At 67.0% G+C, this 17873-nt stretch carries 18 protein-coding genes; 5 read left to right on the forward strand and 13 right to left on the reverse strand.

From position 1 onward, the window contains the following. Positions 1 to 56 precede the first annotated feature (56 nt). The 3 genes from rlmM to AC13F7_RS16685 all read right to left on the reverse strand — a co-directional run bounded on the left by rlmM (position 57) and on the right by AC13F7_RS16685 (position 3639). Positions 57 to 1103, reverse strand: a complete 1047-nt coding sequence (gene rlmM / locus AC13F7_RS16675) for a 23S rRNA (cytidine(2498)-2'-O)-methyltransferase RlmM (RefSeq protein WP_121042813.1) — start codon at positions 1101 to 1103, stop codon at positions 57 to 59. 24 nt (positions 1104 to 1127) lie between these two features. Next, positions 1128 to 1688 (reverse strand): nucleoside deaminase, encoded by a 561-nt coding sequence (locus AC13F7_RS16680; RefSeq protein WP_483002240.1) that lies wholly within the window; start codon positions 1686 to 1688, stop codon positions 1128 to 1130. A gap of 202 nt (positions 1689 to 1890) precedes the next feature. Then, entirely contained in the window at positions 1891 to 3639 is a 1749-nt protein-coding gene (locus tag AC13F7_RS16685) for a glutamine--tRNA ligase/YqeY domain fusion protein (RefSeq protein WP_481470386.1), read from the reverse strand. Between the two features lie 133 nt (positions 3640 to 3772). On the opposite strand from AC13F7_RS16685, the gene AC13F7_RS16690 reads away from it, so the two are divergent. Beyond that, a complete protein-coding gene (locus tag AC13F7_RS16690; RefSeq protein WP_483002242.1) occupies positions 3773 to 4039 on the forward strand; it encodes a putative signal transducing protein in 267 nt (88 codons plus the stop codon). Positions 4040 to 4069: 30 nt separating this feature from the next. Beyond that, positions 4070 to 4723 carry a peptide-methionine (S)-S-oxide reductase MsrA gene (gene msrA, locus AC13F7_RS16695; protein WP_483002332.1) on the forward strand — a complete coding sequence of 218 codons (654 nt, stop codon included), beginning with the start codon at positions 4070 to 4072 and terminating at the stop codon, positions 4721 to 4723. Positions 4724 to 5106: 383 nt separating this feature from the next. On the opposite strand, the gene AC13F7_RS16700 is transcribed toward msrA, so the two are convergent. The 5 genes from AC13F7_RS16700 to ahpC all read right to left on the reverse strand — a co-directional run bounded on the left by AC13F7_RS16700 (position 5107) and on the right by ahpC (position 10023). After that, positions 5107 to 6069: a transaldolase gene (locus AC13F7_RS16700; RefSeq protein ID WP_483002244.1), complete on the reverse strand. Its 963-nt coding sequence runs from the start codon at positions 6067 to 6069 to the stop codon at positions 5107 to 5109. A 53-nt stretch (positions 6070 to 6122) separates the two neighbouring features. Next, positions 6123 to 6530, reverse strand: a complete 408-nt coding sequence (gene rnk / locus AC13F7_RS16705; protein WP_483002246.1) for a nucleoside diphosphate kinase regulator — start codon at positions 6528 to 6530, stop codon at positions 6123 to 6125. A 137-nt stretch (positions 6531 to 6667) separates the two neighbouring features. After that, complete coding sequence (oxyR, locus tag AC13F7_RS16710; protein ID WP_483002248.1) at positions 6668 to 7624, reverse strand: DNA-binding transcriptional regulator OxyR; 957 nt, start codon at positions 7622 to 7624, stop codon at positions 6668 to 6670. 91 nt (positions 7625 to 7715) lie between these two features. Continuing rightward, positions 7716 to 9308: an alkyl hydroperoxide reductase subunit F gene (gene ahpF / locus AC13F7_RS16715; protein ID WP_483002250.1), complete on the reverse strand. Its 1593-nt coding sequence runs from the start codon at positions 9306 to 9308 to the stop codon at positions 7716 to 7718. 151 nt (positions 9309 to 9459) lie between these two features. Continuing rightward, on the reverse strand, positions 9460 to 10023 hold the full coding sequence (ahpC, locus tag AC13F7_RS16720; protein ID WP_123728411.1) for an alkyl hydroperoxide reductase subunit C: 564 nt from the start codon (positions 10021 to 10023) through the stop codon (positions 9460 to 9462). A gap of 427 nt (positions 10024 to 10450) precedes the next feature. Between ahpC and prmC the strand changes: the two genes are divergently transcribed. Further along, the gene (prmC, locus tag AC13F7_RS16725; protein WP_483002252.1) at positions 10451 to 11299 is read left to right on the forward strand and encodes a peptide chain release factor N(5)-glutamine methyltransferase; all 849 of its coding nucleotides are present in this window, start codon (positions 10451 to 10453) and stop codon (positions 11297 to 11299) included. A gap of 102 nt (positions 11300 to 11401) precedes the next feature. Then, positions 11402 to 12346 (forward strand): prolyl aminopeptidase, encoded by a 945-nt coding sequence (pip, locus tag AC13F7_RS16730; protein WP_483002254.1) that lies wholly within the window; start codon positions 11402 to 11404, stop codon positions 12344 to 12346. Between the two features lie 88 nt (positions 12347 to 12434). On the opposite strand, the gene AC13F7_RS16735 is transcribed toward pip, so the two are convergent. Next, positions 12435 to 13322 carry a LysR family transcriptional regulator gene (locus AC13F7_RS16735; protein WP_481470389.1) on the reverse strand — a complete coding sequence of 296 codons (888 nt, stop codon included), beginning with the start codon at positions 13320 to 13322 and terminating at the stop codon, positions 12435 to 12437. A gap of 109 nt (positions 13323 to 13431) precedes the next feature. Between AC13F7_RS16735 and AC13F7_RS16740 the strand changes: the two genes are divergently transcribed. Continuing rightward, on the forward strand, positions 13432 to 14838 hold the full coding sequence (locus tag AC13F7_RS16740) for an MFS transporter (protein ID WP_483002256.1): 1407 nt from the start codon (positions 13432 to 13434) through the stop codon (positions 14836 to 14838). A gap of 81 nt (positions 14839 to 14919) precedes the next feature. Here the strand turns inward: AC13F7_RS16740 and AC13F7_RS16745 are convergent, their stop codons facing one another. From AC13F7_RS16745 to AC13F7_RS16760, 4 genes are read right to left on the reverse strand one after another with little or no spacing between them, the layout of a single operon-like run. Then, positions 14920 to 15729: an N-formylglutamate amidohydrolase gene (locus AC13F7_RS16745; protein WP_483002258.1), complete on the reverse strand. Its 810-nt coding sequence runs from the start codon at positions 15727 to 15729 to the stop codon at positions 14920 to 14922. After that, positions 15722 to 16273 carry an NUDIX hydrolase gene (locus AC13F7_RS16750; RefSeq protein ID WP_483002260.1) on the reverse strand — a complete coding sequence of 184 codons (552 nt, stop codon included), beginning with the start codon at positions 16271 to 16273 and terminating at the stop codon, positions 15722 to 15724. Before AC13F7_RS16750 ends, AC13F7_RS16745 begins: the two co-directional genes overlap by 8 nt. Further along, positions 16270 to 17208: a 5'-3' exonuclease gene (locus tag AC13F7_RS16755; protein WP_483002334.1), complete on the reverse strand. Its 939-nt coding sequence runs from the start codon at positions 17206 to 17208 to the stop codon at positions 16270 to 16272. Before AC13F7_RS16755 ends, AC13F7_RS16750 begins: the two co-directional genes overlap by 4 nt. A gap of 28 nt (positions 17209 to 17236) precedes the next feature. Next, a complete protein-coding gene (locus tag AC13F7_RS16760) occupies positions 17237 to 17812 on the reverse strand; it encodes a nitroreductase family protein (RefSeq protein WP_483002262.1) in 576 nt (191 codons plus the stop codon). Positions 17813 to 17873 lie beyond the last annotated feature (61 nt).

Raw genomic sequence — 17873 nt, forward strand, 5'->3', positions numbered from 1 at the left:
GCTTCGATCATTGCCGCGCGTTGCGCGGCCAGCCGGGCATGGCCCGGCTCTACCGGTCAGCGCAGCGGCGAAGCCAGCACCGTGATTTCTTCGCGGTCGTGATACAGCTGCTTGGCGCGCAGGTGCAGCGGTTTGCCGGCCTGCTCCTGGAACAGCTCCAGGCACAGGCGGGTTTCATCCCAGCGCTTTTTCATCGGCAGCTTGAGGTTGAAGATCGCGTGCTTGCACCAGCCCTCGCGGAACCAGGTCGCCATGCGTTCGGCCACGCGGCGCGGCTGTTCGACCATGTCGCAGACCATCCAGTCCAGCGGGGTCTCCGGCTGCCAGTGGAAGCCGTCCGCGCGCAGATGTTCAACCAGCCCGGTCTCCAGCACGTGCTCGCGCAGCGGGCCGTTGTCCACGCTGATCACCTTGACGTGCTGGCGGGTCAACACCCACGTCCAGCCACCCGGTGCAGCGCCCAGGTCGGCCGCGCGCATGCCCGGCTTGACCAGCAACTCGCGCTCTTCCGGCGTCATCAGGGTGAGCAGGGCTTCATCCAGCTTCAGTGCCGAGCGCGAAGGCGCATCGGGCAGCAGCTTCAGGCGCGGAATGCCCAGTGGCCACGGCGCGCTGTCGCGGGTATCGGCCACGCACACAAAGGCATGGCGACCATCGACGAACACGATGTGCAGGCGCGGCAGGCCGGTGTTGGGCTTGTCGGTCAGCAGGCCGGCCTTGCGCAGCGCCGGGCGCAGGGCATTGCCGAACGCGCGGGCCAGGCCGGCCAGCGGCTTGCCTTCGTCCGAATCCGGATGCTCGACCCACATGTCGCCGAAGCGTTGCTGCCCCTGAAGCGCGGCAATGATCGGGGTGATGCGGTCGGCGGCATCGAGCTGCGGCAGCTCGGCCAGGACCTGCAGTTTCTGCCGGGCGAAGATCAGCGAGCGCCAGGACAGGGCCTTGGACAGCGCCGCGCCTTCCTCGGTGACGAACACCACGTAGCCGTCATTGCGCTGGGTGCGCGCATAGCCGGCCACGTTGGCATACGCGGCGCGTTCGGACAGCTCGGCGGCCAGTTCAGGTTCAAAGCCCTGCCTGCACAGGCACAGCAGGCCGCTCACGAACGTGCGCCCGAAGCGCGGGTATCAATAATGCGCACCGTTGGTTTCTCCATACTGGTGCAGGACCGCGCGCGCTGCGTCGCGCTCGATGTCGCGCACGACCTCGATGCCACGCGTGTTGAGTTCGCCGATCCAGTCCGCTGGCAGCGGGCCTTCATCGAACGGGGTCAGTTCTTCCACGTCCTGTGCACTGGCGCCGATCAGCAGCCGATCAATGCCGGCCCAGATGGTCGCGCCGTAGCACTGGCAGCACGGCTGCGAGGAGGTCGCCAGGGTGATCGGCGACAGCACATCGTTCAGGCGCGGTGTCTGCAGGCGCTGCTGGGCCAGCATGTAGGCCATGTTTTCGGCATGCGCCAGCGAGGTCGTATGCGGGACCACGCGGTTCACACCGGCGGCGATCACGCGATGGTCCGGCCCAAACACCACGGCGCCGAACGGGCCACCGGTCTGCGCCTCGACGTTCAGGCGCGACAGTTCGATCGCCAGCGCGACCTTGTCGGCGTCTTCGGGATAGACACGGCCCAGATCGATCTGGTCGTGGATCCAGGCGGGCAGGGTGAGATGGACTTGCGCGTACAGCATCGGGACATGAACCTCTTCAAAGATGGAGCAGCGGCAGTGTATCGGGCCGCGCCCACGGATGCCGTGCCCGCGCTGAACACGGCCACGCGCACGCCGGCGCAGGGCTGCGCCGGTCGCAGGGGAGCTGGAGCGCAGGCCCTGCCATGGCAGGGTTGCGTAGGTGACATCGGGCGGCCGGTGCCAGGCACCGGCCGGGAGCAGCTTACGCCGACCAGGTATCGCGCAGGGTCACGCTGCGGTTGAACACCGGCTTGGCCGTGGTGTGATCGCGGCGATCAGCGACGAAGTAGCCGGTCCGCTCGAACTGGAACGACTGTTCCGGCGCGGCGCTCGCCGCGGCCGGCTCGACATACCCGGTGACGGTGCGGCGCGAGTCCGGATTGAGGTAATCGCGGTAGGTCTTGCCGTCGGATTCATCGTCCGGGTTGGCCACCGAGAACAGACGGTCGTACAGGCGGATCTCGGCCGGCACCGCGTGCACGGCGCTGACCCAGTGGATGGTGCCCTTGACCTTGCGGTTGGCGCCTTCCATGCCCGGGCGCGATTCCGGATCCAGCCAGCCGCGCAGCTCGGTGATGGTGCCGTCGGCGTCCTTGATCACCTCATCGCAGCGGATGATGCCGGCGCCACGCAGGCGCACTTCGCCGCCCGGTACCAGGCGCTTCCAGCCCTTCGGCGGGACCTCGGCGAAATCCTCGCGCTCGATCCACAGCTCGCGTGCGAACGGCACCTCGCGGGTCCCGAACGCCTCGTCCTTGGGATGGTTGGAGAAGGTCAGGGTCTCTTCGTGACCCTCTGGCAGATTGGTCAGCACCAGCTTGACCGGATCGACCACGGCCATGCGGCGCGCGGCGGCACTGTCCAGGTCTTCGCGCAGCGCACCTTCGAGCACGCTGAAGTCGATCAGCGAGTTCTGCTTGCTGATGCCCACGCGCTCGGCGAACAGGCGCATCGCCGCCGGGGTGTAGCCACGGCGACGCAGGCCCTGCAGGGTCGGCATGCGCGGGTCTTCCCAGCCATCCACGAGCTGTTCGGTGACCAGCGCCATCAGCTTGCGCTTGCTCATCACCGTGTAGTTGATGTTCAAGCGCGAGAATTCGATCTGGCGCGGCTTGGCGGCTTCCCGGGGCAGGCCGCGATCGACCAGCGGCTGGGTCAGCGCATCGTCGTGCGCGAAATCGACGTTGTCCACGCACCAGTCGTACAGCGGGCGGTGGTCTTCGAACTCCAGCGTGCACAGCGAGTGGGTGATGCCTTCGATGGAATCGCCCAGTGCATGCGCGAAATCGTACATCGGGTAGATCGGCCACGCGTTGCCGGTGTTCTGATGTTCGACGTGCTTGATCCGGTACAGGGCCGGGTCGCGCAGGTTGATGTTGCCGCTGGCCATGTCGATCTTGGCGCGCACGGTGCGCGCACCATCCGGGAACTCGCCCGCGCGCATGCGGCGGAACAGATCCAGGTTCTCTTCGACACTACGGTCGCGGAACGGCGACGGACGGCCCGGCTCGGTGAGCGTGCCGCGATAGGCGCGCACTTCCTCGGCCGAGAGGTCGCACACATACGCCTTACCATCGGTGATCAGCTTCTGCGCGGCCAGATAATAGGCATCGAAGTAATCCGAGGCATGCCGCAGCTCGTTCCACTCAAAGCCCAGCCAGCGCACATCGTCCTGGATCGCGGCCACGTACTCCGGGTCTTCCTTGGCCGGGTTGGTGTCATCGAAACGGAGGTTGCACACACCGTTGAACTCACCGGCGATACCGAAGTTCAGGCAGATCGACTTGGCATGGCCGATGTGCAGGTAGCCGTTCGGCTCGGGCGGGAAGCGCGTCTTGATCGCGGCATGCTTGCCGGCGGCCAGGTCCTCGCGGACGATCTGACGGATGAAATCCCGTTTTTCCTGGGTTTCCGGAAGGGCGTCGGTGGGGGCGGCGGTAGGCTCGGACATGATGCGCGGTCGCAGTTAAAAGGCAGAAAGACCAACAGTTTAGCCTGTCGGGGGTGGGCTTGCCCGGCCGCGTGGGTCGGCACGCCTTCAGCCCCCGGGCGTATGCTGGGCCCATGCCCTGCGGAGCCGCCCCATGCACGTGGTCTACCAGGCCGACAACCTGTTCGACGCCCATCTGGTCAAACACGCCCTGGAGGACGCCGGCATCCCCGCCTTCGTCTTCGGCGAATCGCTGCTGGGCGGCATGGGCGAGCTCCCGCTGTTCGGCGTCCTGCGCGTGTGCGTCCCCGATCTGGCCCGTCCTGAAGCGGAAGACATCGTCGCCCAACTGGACTTGGGCGCGGCCCCGGACGACCCCATATTGGACGGAGACGAAAGCGCCGGCCTGTTGCCGGCCTAGGAGAACGCCATGTTGGGTATTGGAAACGGTCTGTTGGGCATCGGCGCCTTCAAGCAGCGCCTGCCGCGCCCGGAAGAAGCGTTGCCGGGCCGCGACCAGCCCCTGCCGCTGCTGCACAACCAGCATTACGTCAACAGTCACCCGCTGAAAGACAGCTTCACCGGCCTGGAGCGCATCCGCTTCGCCATGGGCTGCTTCTGGGGCGCGGAGCGCAAATTCTGGACCATCCCCGGCGTCTACTCCACCTCGGTCGGCTACGCCGGCGGCGTCACCCCGAACCCCACCTACGAAGAAGTCTGCTCCGGCCTGACCGGGCACACCGAAATCGTCGAGGTCGTCTACGACCCTGCCATCGTCCCCCTCGAGCGCCTCCTCCAGGTCTTCTGGGAAAGCCACGACCCCACCCAGGGCATGCGCCAGGGCAACGACACCGGCACCCAGTACCGCTCCGCGATCCACGCCACCACCCAGGCCCAGCACGACGCTGCCCTGACCAGCCGCGACGCCTACCAGCAGCGCCTCAACGACAGCGGTTACGGCGCCATCACCACCGAGCTCGTCTTCCCCGCGCCCGAGTACTACTACGCCGAGGACTACCACCAGCAGTACCTCGCCAAGAACCCCAATGGCTACTGCGGCATCGGCGGCACCGGCGTCAGCTGCCCCATCGGCGTGGATGCCTGATACCCCAGAGCCGACCAAAGGTCGGCTCTACCAGGCCCAACGGACAGCAAAGGGTTCGCTGCTCAACCGCTCTCCCCAACGCACCAGCCAAGTGTCGACGGCGCGGTGTGGGTGGGTTTGCAGGACCGTTGGAGCGGCATGGGTCCGGCGCATGCGCCGGACGGGTTGGGCAGGACGCCCAACCCCGGTCTTGCCGTTTGTGCAGGACTGCACAAACGAGCAAGCCGCTCACGAGCCCCCAGGGATGGGTTTACGGCGCGTCCAGCAAACCCACCCACACCGCGCCAACCCCAACGAAAGTGAGCGGTTGCGGTTGCCGTACGAGCCAAAAACGAAAGGCCCCGCAGAACGGAGCCTTTTGTCGTACATCCAACCGCCAGCCCTTACAACCGCTCGCGGATCGTCTGCCGCAACGCCTCCAGATCCTTCGCGAACGCATCGATGCCGCTGGCCAGCTTCTCCGTCGCCATCGGATCGGCCGCCAGATCGGCCGCAAACCGCGCCCCATCGATCGGCGTCACCTGCACGGATTCCGCCGCACCGGCCACCAGCCTGCGCGGCAACTCACCGTGATCGGCATCCAGCTTCTCCAGCAGCTCCGGTGAAATCGTCAGGCGATCACAGCCCGCCAGCGCCTCGATCTGCGCCGTCGAACGGAACGATGCGCCCATCACCACCGTCGGCGAACCGCGGCGCTTGAACTCGGCGTACACGCCGCGCACAAACACCACACCCGGGTCTTCATCGATGGTGGCCGGCGCCTGCCCGTTGGCCACATACCAATCCAGGATGCGGCCGACGAACGGCGAAATCAGGAACGCCCCGGCCTCACTGCATGCCAAGGCCTGGGTCGGATTGAAGATCAGCGTCAGGTTGCAGTCGATCCCCTCGGCCTGCAGCTGGCGCGCCGCTTCCACGCCTTCCCAGGTCGCGGCGATCTTGATCAGCACCTTGCTGCGCGGCACGCCGGCCGCCTCGTACATCGCGATGAACTGGCGCGCCTTGGCCACCGTCGCCCCCGTATCGTGGGCCTGGTCCGCATCGACCTCGGTCGAAACACGGCCCGGCACCAGCGTGCTGAGCAGGGTGCCCACGCCCACGGTCAGCCGATCGGCCACCGCGTGCACGAGGGTCTCGCGCTCACCGGTCTGCTCGCGGCCCCAGGCCAGCGCGCTCTCGATCAGGTCGGCATAGACCGGCAGATCCAGCGCCTTCTTCACCAGGGTGGGATTGGTCGTGCAGTCGACCGGCTTCAAGCGCTTGATCGCCTCGTAATCGCCGGTATCGGCAACCACCACGGACAGATCACGCAACTGGGAGAGTTTGGACAGCGAAACGGTGCTCATTACAACTCCTGAGACGAACGGTGGAGCCTGCGCGGCGACGCAGCAGGCAGGGATCAGGCGTGGGACTGATGGTGGACGGCGGTCACGCGCAGGCGCAGCTTGCGTCCACCCGGAGCGTCCCAATCCATGGTCTGGCCGACTGACAGGCCCAGCAGGGCAGTGCCCACCGGCGCAAGGATGGAGACCTTGCCCTGTTCAACATCGGCTTCGCGCGGATAGACCAGCGTCAGCACGTGTTTTTCATTCTGCAGCTCATCTTCGCACTCCACGCGCGAATGCATCATGACGGTGCCCTCGGGCATCGCGTCCGGCGCCACAACGGTCGCGCGGTTGAGTTCCTGGGCCAGGGCGAGCGCGGCAGGTGTCTGCGCCACGGCGGGGGATTCGAGCATGGCATCCAGGCGGTCCATGTCGTGGCTTGAAACGATGATCGAGGGGGGCAGTCCGCTGGAAGTGGACATGATGTAGCTCCTTGCGTGTGTGGAAGACCCATGTAAAAAGGCGGCGCCTGCTGGCACCGCCTCGTTCTATTGTGCTGACAATCGTGGACGGATGCGACCCGTCCGGCGTATCGGTCCGCCGGGCGGTTCAGTCCGGCTCAGACAGCGCGGGCGCTGCGTGTCTCACCGGCACCCGGGACATCGGTGGTCTCCAGCGCGAGCAGGCCCCGCGGCAGCCGTTTGAACTGCTGGGCCAGCTGCTCCAGGAAGCCGGTCATCGCGGAACTGCGGCGCCAGACCATCGCGATGCGGCGGCTGGGACGGTCATCGCCGCTGAAATCCAGCAGCCGGATGTTCTCCGATCGTGGCACCGGCGGCTTGACCGAGAGCGTGGGCAGCAGGGTGATGCCCACATCGGCGGCCACCATCTGGCGCAGCGTCTCCAGGCTGGTCGCGCGGAACTCCGATTTTTCATTGGCACCGAACAACCGGCAGACCGCCAACGCCTGGTCGCGCAGGCAGTGCCCGTCTTCGAGCAGCAGCAGTTTCTGCGAGGACAGCTCCTGCACATCCAGATGCTGGCGGCGTGCAAGCGGATGCTGCCCGGACACGGCCAGCAGGAAGGGCTCCTCGAACAGGAATTCCGCATGCAGCTGGTCATCGTCCAGCGGCAGCGCCAACAACGCCGCATCCAGCTTGCCTTCGCGCAGGCGCGCCAGCAGCTCGTCGCTCTTTTCCTCGACCAGCAGCAGCTCCAGCTGCGGGAAGCGTTCGCGGATGTTGGGGATCACATGCGGCAGCAGGTACGGGCCCAGCGTGGGGAAAATTCCCAGCCGCACCGTGCCGGCTTCCGGATCGCGGCTGCGCCGTGCGGCTTCCTTCATCTGCTCCACCTCGGCCACGATGGTGCGGGCACGCGCGGCCGCTTCCACCCCGGCCGGGGTCAGCATGACCTTGCGCGGTGCGCGTTCCACCAGCGGCAGACCCAGCTCGTCCTCGAGCTTGCGGATCTGGGTGGACAGGGTGGGTTGGCTGACGAAGCAGGCGGCGGCCGCCTTGCCGAAATGGCGGTGGTCGGCCAGCGCCACCAGATACTTCAAATCACGTAGGTTCATTTCCTTGGACCTCTCACGGCAATGGACCGGGTGATGGCGTGGCTACCCAGCAGACAGACAAGATTCCCGGCGAACCGGGAACCGAAACGTTTCAGGCAGCTTCGGCGACAGCGCCGCTGCTCTTGGGAACGGAGGTGCGGATCAGGTGATCAAAGGCGCTCAGTGCCGCAGTGGAACCGGCGCCCATCGCGATGACGATCTGCTTGTACGGAACGGTCGTGCAATCGCCTGCGGCGAAGACACCCGGCACGCTGGTCTGGCCGCGGTCGTCGATCAGGATCTCGCCACGCGGTGACAGCGCCACCGTGTCCTTCAACCATTCTGTATTCGGCAGAAGACCGATCTGCACGAAGATGCCCTCCAGTTCCACCCGGTGCGAATCGCCACCGACGCGGTCCTGGTAGACCAGGCCCGTCACCTTCTGGCCATCGCCCAGCACTTCCTGGGTCAGGGCGCTGGTGATGATGGTGACGTTGCCCAGACTACGCAGCTTCTTCTGCAGCACTTCATCGGCGCGCAGTTTGTCATCAAATTCCAGAAGGGTCACATGCGTCACAAGGCCCGCCAGATCGATCGCCGCTTCCACGCCGGAGTTGCCACCGCCGATCACCGCGACACGCTTGCCCTTGAACAACGGACCGTCGCAATGCGGGCAGTACGCCACGCCTTTGTTGCGGTACTGATCTTCGCCGGGCACGTTCATCTGGCGCCAGCGTGCACCGGTGGACAGGATCACCGAACGCGACTTCAGCGACGCGCCGTTCTCCAGCTTGATCTCGACCAGGCCATCATCGCCGGCCGGCACCAGCGCGGTGGCCCGCTGCAGGTTCATGATGTCCACCTCGTATTCGCGCACATGCTGTTCCAGTGCGGCGGCCAGCTTCGGGCCTTCGGTCTCCTTGACGGAGATGAAGTTCTCGATCGCCATGGTGTCCAGCACTTGGCCACCGAAACGTTCAGCGGCCACACCGGTGCGGATGCCCTTGCGTGCGGCATAGATCGACGCGGCCGCACCGGCCGGGCCACCGCCGACCACCAGCACATCGAAGGCCGCCTTGGCGCTGAGCTTCTCGGCATCGCGCTTGCTGCTGCCGGTGTCGAGCTTGGCCACGATCTGCTCCAGCGACATCCGACCCTGATCGAACACTTCGCCGTTGAGGTACACGGTCGGCACGGACATGATCTGGCGCGCTTCGACCTCGGCCGGGAAAAGGCCGCCGTCGATCGCCACGTGCTGGATGCGCGGGTTCAGCACCGCCGCCAGGTTCAGTGCCTGGACCACGTCCGGGCAGTTCTGGCAGGACAGCGAGAAATAGGTTTCGAAGCGGTACTCACCCTCAAGATTGCGCACCTGCTCGATCAGCTCGGCGGTGGCCTTGGACGGATGGCCGCCGACCTGCAGCAGCGCCAGCACCAGCGAGGTGAACTCATGCCCCATCGGCAGGCCCGCGAACACCAGATGGATGTCCTGGCCCGGCGTGGTCAGCGCGAACGACGGCGTGCGCTCGTTGCTGTCGCGACGCACGTCCAGGCGGATCTGCGTGGAGAGCGTCGTCAGCGTGTTCAGCAGCTCGAGCATCTCCTGCGACTTGGCGCCGTCATCCACGTGCGCCGTGATCTGGATCGGACGGGTGACACGTTCCAGATAGGTCTTCAGCTGGGACTGGAGGTTGGCATCCAACATCGAAAAACTCCTTGAATCAGGCAAGGGGACAGCGTCGACGCACCCCGCGGGTGCATCTGCGCGACATGGGGGTGAACCGAAACCGGCGCGTGGGGCACCGGCTTGGGTTCACCCCCATCCCCGGCGGACGGGGATGGGGATGAGAAGGGGCTTAGATCTTGCCGACCAGGTCCAGCGACGGGGTCAGGGTCTTTTCGCCTTCCTTCCACTTGGCCGGGCACACCTGGTTCGGGTTGGCGGCAGTGAACTGGGCAGCCTTCAGCTTGCGCAGGGTCTCGGAGACGTCACGGGCGATCTCGTTGGAGTGGATCTCCAGGGTCTTGATCACGCCTTCCGGGTTGATGATGAAGGTGCCGCGCAGGGCCAGGCCTTCTTCGGCAATGTGCACGCCGAAGGCGTTGGTCAGCTGGTGGGTCGGATCGCCGACCAGCGGGAACTGGGCCTTGCCGACGGCCGGCGAGGTTTCGTGCCACACCTTGTGCGAGAAGTGCGTGTCGGTGGTGACGATGTAGACCTCGGCGCCAGCCTTCTGGAACTCGGCGTAATGATCGGCGGCGTCTTCAATCTCGGTCGGGCAGTTGAAGGTGAACGCGGCCGGCATGAAGATCAGCACGGACCAGTGACCCTTCAGGGTGCTGTCGGAGACCTTGATGAACTCGCCGTTCTGGTAGGCGTTGGCTTCGAACGGCTGGATCTGGGTGTTGATGAGCGACATCGTTGTTCCTCTTGGTGAAGGGGGTGGGTGAAGCGACCAACACAGGTTAGCGGCTCCATTCCCATAAGGACAATCCATTGATTGCATCTATGCGATAGACAAAGACTATCAAAGTGGACTGATCCTGCACTGAATGGTGCGCGGCTGATCGGTCAGAACCGTTGCAGCGCAATGACCTTCCGATAGAACACGCGCCGCGGCGCAATAGCCTGCGCATATGCGCAGGGATGGCAACCTGAACGGTCGCGACGGAGGCGGCGGCACATACCCGGGATTTCGGGTGGAAACCGATAGCGGGGACCAATACGCATTGGTGTTTCGATGTTTGGATTCAATTGCGGCCCGGGTCGCGGATGGCCGCACCCGGCCAGCGGCCCCGCGCTGCCGTGGACTACACTGCGCCCCCCCGCTGCAGCTCTGATCCTCCATGACCGCCGCCACGCCAGACCTCCGCCAGCTGCTTGCCGATGCCGCCTCCCGACTGCCCGGCGTGGAAGGCCGGCACGAGGCCGAGCTGTTGCTTCTGCATGTGCTGGAACGTGAGCGCAGCTGGCTGTTCGCACATGCCACCGATCCGGTCGAGCCGGCCCACGCGGCGGCCTTCGAGGCGCTGCTGGCCAAGCGCCTGGCCGGTGAGCCGGTGGCGTACCTGCTGGGCCGGCGCGGATTCTGGACGCTGGATCTGGAGGTCAGCCCGGCCACCTTGATCCCGCGCCCGGAGACCGAGCTGCTGGTCGAATTGGCGCTGGCACGATTGCCCGAAGACACCACGCTGCGGGTCGCCGACCTTGGCACCGGCAGTGGCGCGATCGCGCTGGCGCTGGCCAGCGAGCGTCCGCAGGCGCAGGTGGTCGCGACCGACCTCAGCGAGGAAGCCCTGACGGTCGCCGCGCGCAATGCGGAGCGTCACGCGCTGGGCAACGTCCGCTTCCGCCAGGGCGCCTGGTACGCACCGCTGGCGGGCGAGCGTTTCGATCTGATCGCCACCAACCCGCCCTACATCGCCAGCGACGACCCGCATCTGGCCCAGGGCGACCTGCGCTTCGAACCGCCCACCGCGCTGGCCTCCGGCCACGATGGGCTGGATGACATCCGCCTGATCATCGACGGTGCGGCAGCGCACCTGCGGCCGTCTGGCTGGCTGCTGATCGAACACGGCTGGGACCAGGGCGATGCGATCCGCGCGCTGTTGAAGCAGGCTGGTTTCCAGTCGGTCGCCACCGAACGCGATCTTGAACAGCGCGACCGGGTGAGCCTGGGCTGTCTGCCCGCTTGAGTGCGTGCCGGCCCCGCGGCGACCCCGAGGCTAGAATGACCTGTCCACCGGGCCGCCGCGCAGCGTGATGCGGCGACTGTCATTCCACATGGAGTTCCTGTCATGCGTACGCTGTATCCCGCCATCACCCCTTACGACGTCGGCAGCCTGAAGGTCGATGACCGCCACACGCTGTACTTCGAGCAGTGCGGCAATCCCGATGGCAAGCCGGTGGTGATGCTGCACGGTGGCCCGGGCGGCGGTTGCAGCGACAAAATGCGCCAGTTCCACGACCCGGCCAAGTACCGGATCATCCTGTTCGATCAGCGCGGTGCCGGCCGTTCCACACCCCATGCGGATCTGGTGGACAACACCACCTGGGACCTGGTCGCCGATATCGAGAAACTGCGTGAGCACCTCACGGTGGATCGCTGGCAGGTCTTCGGCGGCAGCTGGGGCTCGACCCTGGCGCTGGCCTACGCGCAGACCCACCCGCAGCGCGTGACCGAACTGGTGCTGCGCGGCATCTTCATGCTGCGCCGCTGGGAGCTGGAGTGGTTCTACCAGGAAGGCGCCAACCGCCTGTTCCCGGATGCGTGGGAGCACTACCTCGAGCCGATTCCGGCCGTGGAGCGCCACGACCTGATTTCGGCCTTCCACCGCCGCCTGACCAGTGACGATGAAGCCACCCGCCTGGCCGCAGCCAAGGCGTGGAGCGTGTGGGAAGGCGCTACCAGCTTCCTGCACGTGGACGACGACTTCGTGAACAGCCATCAGGACCCGCAGTTCGCGCTGGCCTTCGCCCGCATCGAGAACCACTACTTCGTCAACGGTGGCTTCTTCGAGGTGGAAGAACAGCTGCTGCGCGACGCGCACCGCATCGCCGACATCCCCGGCGTGATCGTGCACGGCCGCTACGACGTGGTCTGCCCGCTGCAGAATGCGTGGGAACTGCACAAGGCGTGGCCGAGCTCGACGCTGGAGATCAGCCCGGCCTCGGGTCACTCCGCGTTCGAAGCGGAGAATGTCGACGCGCTGGTGCGGGCGACGGATCGTTTCGCGGGTTGATGGCGCGTGCCGACCAGCGGTCGGCACCTACCGTGGCACCCCGTGATGTCGCGCGGTGGATCACGAGCGTTGGTCGTGATGCGGCGGGTTACCAATCACCGCCCAGCAACGCCTCCGCCAGCACCTGCAGCTTCGGGGAGGCCTGCCGAGAAGGTGGATAAACCAGCGACAGCACCCGGCTGCGGCCCTCAAAGGGCTGCAGCACCCGCTGCAGCCGCCCGTCGGCCAGCGCATCGGCCACCGCGAAATCCATCACCTGCACGATGCCGATCCCGGCCAGCGCCCCTTCCACCAGCGGATCGCCGCTGTCGAACACCATCCGCGCCGGCGGGGTGAACTCCCGCAGCTGGCCCTCGGCCTCGCGGAACTGCCAATCCACCAGCCGCCCGCTGCGCAGATTGCGCACGGCCAGGCAGGCATGGTCGTGCAGCGCATCCACCGTGGCCGGCTGCCCGTGTTGCGCAATGTAGGCCGGGGAAGCGACCGTGACCCAGTTCAATGGTCGCAGGGGGCGCGCCACCATGCGCACGTCGCTGATCGGCCCGGTGCGCAATGCGGCATCGAAGCCTTCTTCGACCAGATCGACCAGCCGGTCGTTGAGCACCAGCTCGAACTGCAGCTGCGGATGCGCCGCCATCAATTGCCCGGCCAGCGGCACCAGCACCTTGCGCCCGAACATCGAGGGCGCCGTCAGCTTCAACACGCCCGACGGCATGGAGGGGCGATCGCCCAGGCGGCGCTCGGCATCCTCCAGCCCGCTCAGCAGCGGCGCGCAGTGCTCGACGAACTGGCGGCCATCCGGGGTCAGGCTGACGTTGCGGGTGTTGCGGTGGAGCAGCCGCACCCCCAGGGCGCTCTCCAGGCGGCTGATCGCCCGTGACAGACCGGACTGGCTGATCCCCAGCTGGCCGGCGGCGACAGTGAAGCTGCGTGCTTCGGCCACCTGCACCAGCATGCGCACAGCGTTCAGATCCATCGCTCCTCCAATTCATGCGGATATGCATGACAGATATCGAAGTATCCGGGTTTATTTCTGCAGCGTCATCAATGAGACTGCCCACCTTCTTACGCAGTACCGAGTCGGCATGACCTCCCCCCTGTCCCCCGCTGGCGCGCCGGCGCCCGCATTTCCACGCCTGGCCCTTGCCCTGCTGGCCACCGCCCAGCTGATCATCGCGCTGGACTCCACGATCATCTTCGTCGCCCTGCACGAGATGGGCGCGCAGCTGCGCATCAATGCCCAGCAGCTGCAGTGGATCGTCAGCGGTTACACCGTGGCGTTCGGCGGGTGCCTGCTGCTGGGCGGCCGTGCGGCTGACCTGCTGGGTCGCCGCCGGGTCTATCGGCTGGGCATGGCGTTGTTCGCGCTGGCCTCGCTGGTCGGTGGTTTCAGCAACAGTGCGTGGCTGCTGATCGCCGCCCGCGCGGTGCAGGGCATCGGCGCGGCGTTGCTGTTCCCGGCCACGCTGGCGCTGATCAACACCATCTACGCCGAAGGCGCGCCACGCAATCGCGCGCTGGCGATCTGGTCGATGGCCAGCGCCGGCGGCCTGGCCTTGGGCACGCTGCTCGGCGGCGTGCTGACCCAGAGCTTCGGCTGGGCCTCGGTGCTGCTGGTGATCGTGCCGTTCGCCGGCGGCTGCGCGCTGCTGGGCGGCTGGTGGCTGCCGCGCGATCCGGCGCCGCTGGCGGGCCGCTCGTTCGATCTGGCTGGCTGCATCACCGTGACCCTCGGCGGCAGCCTGCTGGTGACCACCCTGGTGCAGGGCCCGGAGTGGGGCTGGCTGGCACCACGCACGCTGATCTGCCTGGTCGTGTCGGCAGTGATGCTGGCCGCCTTCGTGCAGATCGAACGCCGCAGCCGCGACCCGCTGATGCAGTTCTCGCTGCTGCGCCTGCGCAGCCTGCGTGCGGCGATGCTGCTGACGATGCTGTTCATGAGCAGCTACGGTGTGCAGTACTACTTCCTGGCGCTGTACTACCAGGATGGCTACGGCTGGAGCGCGCTGCAGGCGGGCCTGGCGTTCCTGCCGCCGACGCTGGTGTGCACGTTCGGCATCCGCATCGCCGAGCGCATGCTCGCGCAGCGTTCGCCGCGTCAGGTGCTGACGGTGGGCATGCTGGCCGGCGCGATCGGGATCGCCGCGGTCGCCGCCGCGTTGCCGTATGGCGCTTCCTACTGGGCGCTGCTGCCGGGCATCGTGGTGCTCAGCCTCGGCCAGGGCATCACCTGGACGGCGATGTGGATCGTGGCCGGGCAGGGCGTGCCCGCCGCGCAACAGGGCGTGGCCTCGGGCATGGCCGCCACCGCACAACAGATTGGCGGCGCACTGGGCCTGGCGTTGCTGGTGATGCTGGCCAACGCCGGTCGCGGCAGCGCCGCCGCTAGCAGTGAGGCGGCCCTGCAGGGCATGATCCATGCGCAGTACGGCGCGGCCCTGTTCGCGCTGCTGGGTGTGGGCGTGGCGCTGTGGCTGCGGCCGGGCCGTTGAACCCATCGACGGAGGCCGCAGCGATCGGGACCTATTGGCCCGTCTGGCGAACCAGCTGCCATCGCACGCTCACCGCATGCATCACGGGCGCGGCAGTGCCTCCAGCTGCGGCTGCAGGGCGGTGAAGATGCGCGCCAGGCGCTGCGCCCAGGCCTGCTGGCCGGCGGCATCGGCAATGAGGTCCTGGCGGATCTCCAGCTCCACGTGCACCAGCCCGCGCCCTTCGCCATGCACCGGCACGGCGTAGTCGCTGGTGCTGCTGACCGCGTAGGGCTGGTTGTCGCCGACCACCAGGTCACCTTCTTCGCGCAGCGCCTGCAGGAGCGGAAGCGCAAAGCGCGTGTCGCGGTGGTACAGCACGCCGGCATGCCAAGGCCGCACAGCGTCGTTCATCACCGGGGTGAAGCTGTGCATCATCACCAGCAGCGTCGGCCGGGCCTGCGCCTGGCGCGTCTCCAGCTCGACATCGATGCGCGCATGGTAGGGCGCATGGATCGCCTCGATCCGCTGCTGACGCTGCAGCGGTGACAGGTGCTGGTTGCCGGGAACCACGGTCAGGTCGCTGACCGCCGGCATCAGCGTGGGCGAAGTCAACGGCCGGTTGCAGTCGATCACCAGCCGCGAGTAGGTCTGCGTGATCGCCCACGCATCGAGCAGGCGCGCCAGTTCAACGGTGACGCCGGCGATGCCGATGTCCCAGCCGATGTGGCGGTCCCGTTCGTGCTGCGACAGGCCAAGGTCGGCCAAGGCCGCCGGCACCCGCTGGCCAGCGTGGTCAGCGATCAGCACAAACGACGAGCGGCCCTGCGCCTGATGCACGGTGAACGGTGCCGGGTCGGCCGGCCCGAGCAGTGGCGCACCCGTGTGCGGATGGGCAAGCGCGTCAGCCACGCGGGGTGCCGTCCAGATGGTGTTCGATCATCCACAGGCCGGCCCACAGCTTGGCGTCCAGCTGGTAACCCTGGCCCATCTTCTCGACCAGCCACGCCGCGGCGCGGACGCGCGGAATCGCGTGCACGGTGATGTCTTCGCTGGCATCGCCGCCGCCCTCACCGACCTTGCGCAGGCCGGTGGCACGCACGAAGGCGATTTTCTCGCTGCTGGCCCCGGAGGAGGTCGGGCCGATCATCAGCACCTCGGCGTGATCGGCGGTCCAGCCGGTTTCTTCCTCCAGCTCGCGCACGGCCGAGACCTCGATCGACTCGCCGGCATCGATGTCGCCGACCAGGCCGGCCGGCATTTCGATGGTCCTGGCCTGCAGCGGCACGCGGAACTGTTCGACGAACAGCACCGTGTCATCCGGGGTGACCGCGATGATGATCGCGGCCAGGCCGCCGGCGTGGGTGCGCTCGCTGTACTCCCACGTGCCGCGCACGACCATGCGCTGGTACTTGCCTTCAAACACGACCTTCGGGGCTTGCGTATCGGGGCTCATGCGAACTCACTGGCAACGGAAGAGGAATCGGACAGGCCGGCGGCGGTGAACAGGCGGCGCCGGGTCAACGGCCCGAACCGCAGTGCATCGCACAGGCCCTGCAGCATCTGTGCATCGGCCACGCCCCGGCTGAAATCGACGGCGGCGCCGTCCAGCGGCGCATCCAGCGCGATGGTGGTCAGCTGGCGCCACAGCAGTGCATGCTCGCGCTGTTCACGCAGGCGCACGGCCATCTGCGCCGCACCGCGAAGGCGCAGGAAAGGCACTTCATCCAGGCGCTCGTACAGGACGTCCAGGCTGCCGAAATGGGCCAGCAGTACCGCAGCGGATTTGGCACCTACGCCGGTCACGCCGGGAATGTTGTCGACCGCATCGCCGCACAGCGCCAGATAGTCGGCGATCTGGTGCGCATGCACGCCGTGGCGGGCTTTGACCCCGGCCATGCCCCAACGCTGGTTGCGCGCGTAATCCCACTGTTCGTCATGTTCGAACAGCAGCTGCGAGAGGTCTTTGTCAGCGGAGATGATCACCCCGCGCATGCCGGCATCGCGGCGCGCATGCAGGGCACTGCCGATCAGGTCGTCGGCTTCGTATTCGTGGTGGGCCAGCACCGGCAGGCCAAGCGCGGTGCACAGCGCCTTGCAGTGCGCGAACTGGCGGCGCAGCGCGTCGGGCGCGGGGTCGCGGTTGGCCTTGTAGGCGGCGTAGATCCGGTGCCGGAAGCAGCTGTCCAGGGCTTCATCGAAGGCGATGGCGATGTTCGCCGGGCGCTCGCGCTCAAGCAGGTCGAGCAGGAACCGCGCAAAGCCGTGCACGGCATTGGTCGGCCAACCCTGCTGATCCTGGAACTCATCGGGCATCGAATGCCACGCGCGGAACACGTACAGGCTGGCATCGACCAGGTACAACGGCGCGCGCAGCGGCGGTGATGTCATGCCGGGGCCGGCAGCGAGGGCGGACATCTCAGCCCTCCCAGTCCTGCAGCAGCGCGGCCGGGTCCGGTCGCTCGCGTTCGGGAACGGCGGTCTTCGGCGTGCCGATGTGGATGAAGCCGGCGATCTGCTCGCCCTCGGCCAGGCCCAGGTGGGCATGCACGGCCGGGTCGAAGGCCATCCAGGCGGTCAGCCACTGCGCGCCGAAGCCGAATGCCTGCGCGGCCTGCAGCAGGGCGAAGCAGACGCAGCCGGCGGTCATCAACTGCTCCGCCTCGGGCACCTTGGGGTTCGGGCGCGGGCTGGCGATGACGGTGATGATCAGCGGGGCATGGGAGAACCGTTGGCGATCCTTGTCCAGCTGGGCAGCGGACACCTGAGGGTCGCGCTGGAAGGCGCGCTCGGCCAGGAACGCTCCCAGACTGTGACGCGCATCGCCAGCGATCCGCAGGAAGCGGTACGGCACCAGTTTGCCGTGGTCGGGCACGCGCACGGCGGAGGTGAGCATCCGCAGCAGGGTGTCCGGATCCGGACCGGGTTCGCCGAGTTGCTTGGCGGGGACCGAACGGCGGGCGTCCAGGGCATGCAGCGCGGGGGGAACGGACATGGTCTCTCAATCAGGCTTCACGATGCCCCGATTATAGTCGTCCGTGTTTGTGACACGGTCT

It is taken from the genome of Stenotrophomonas sp. K-6, assembly GCF_056861555.1.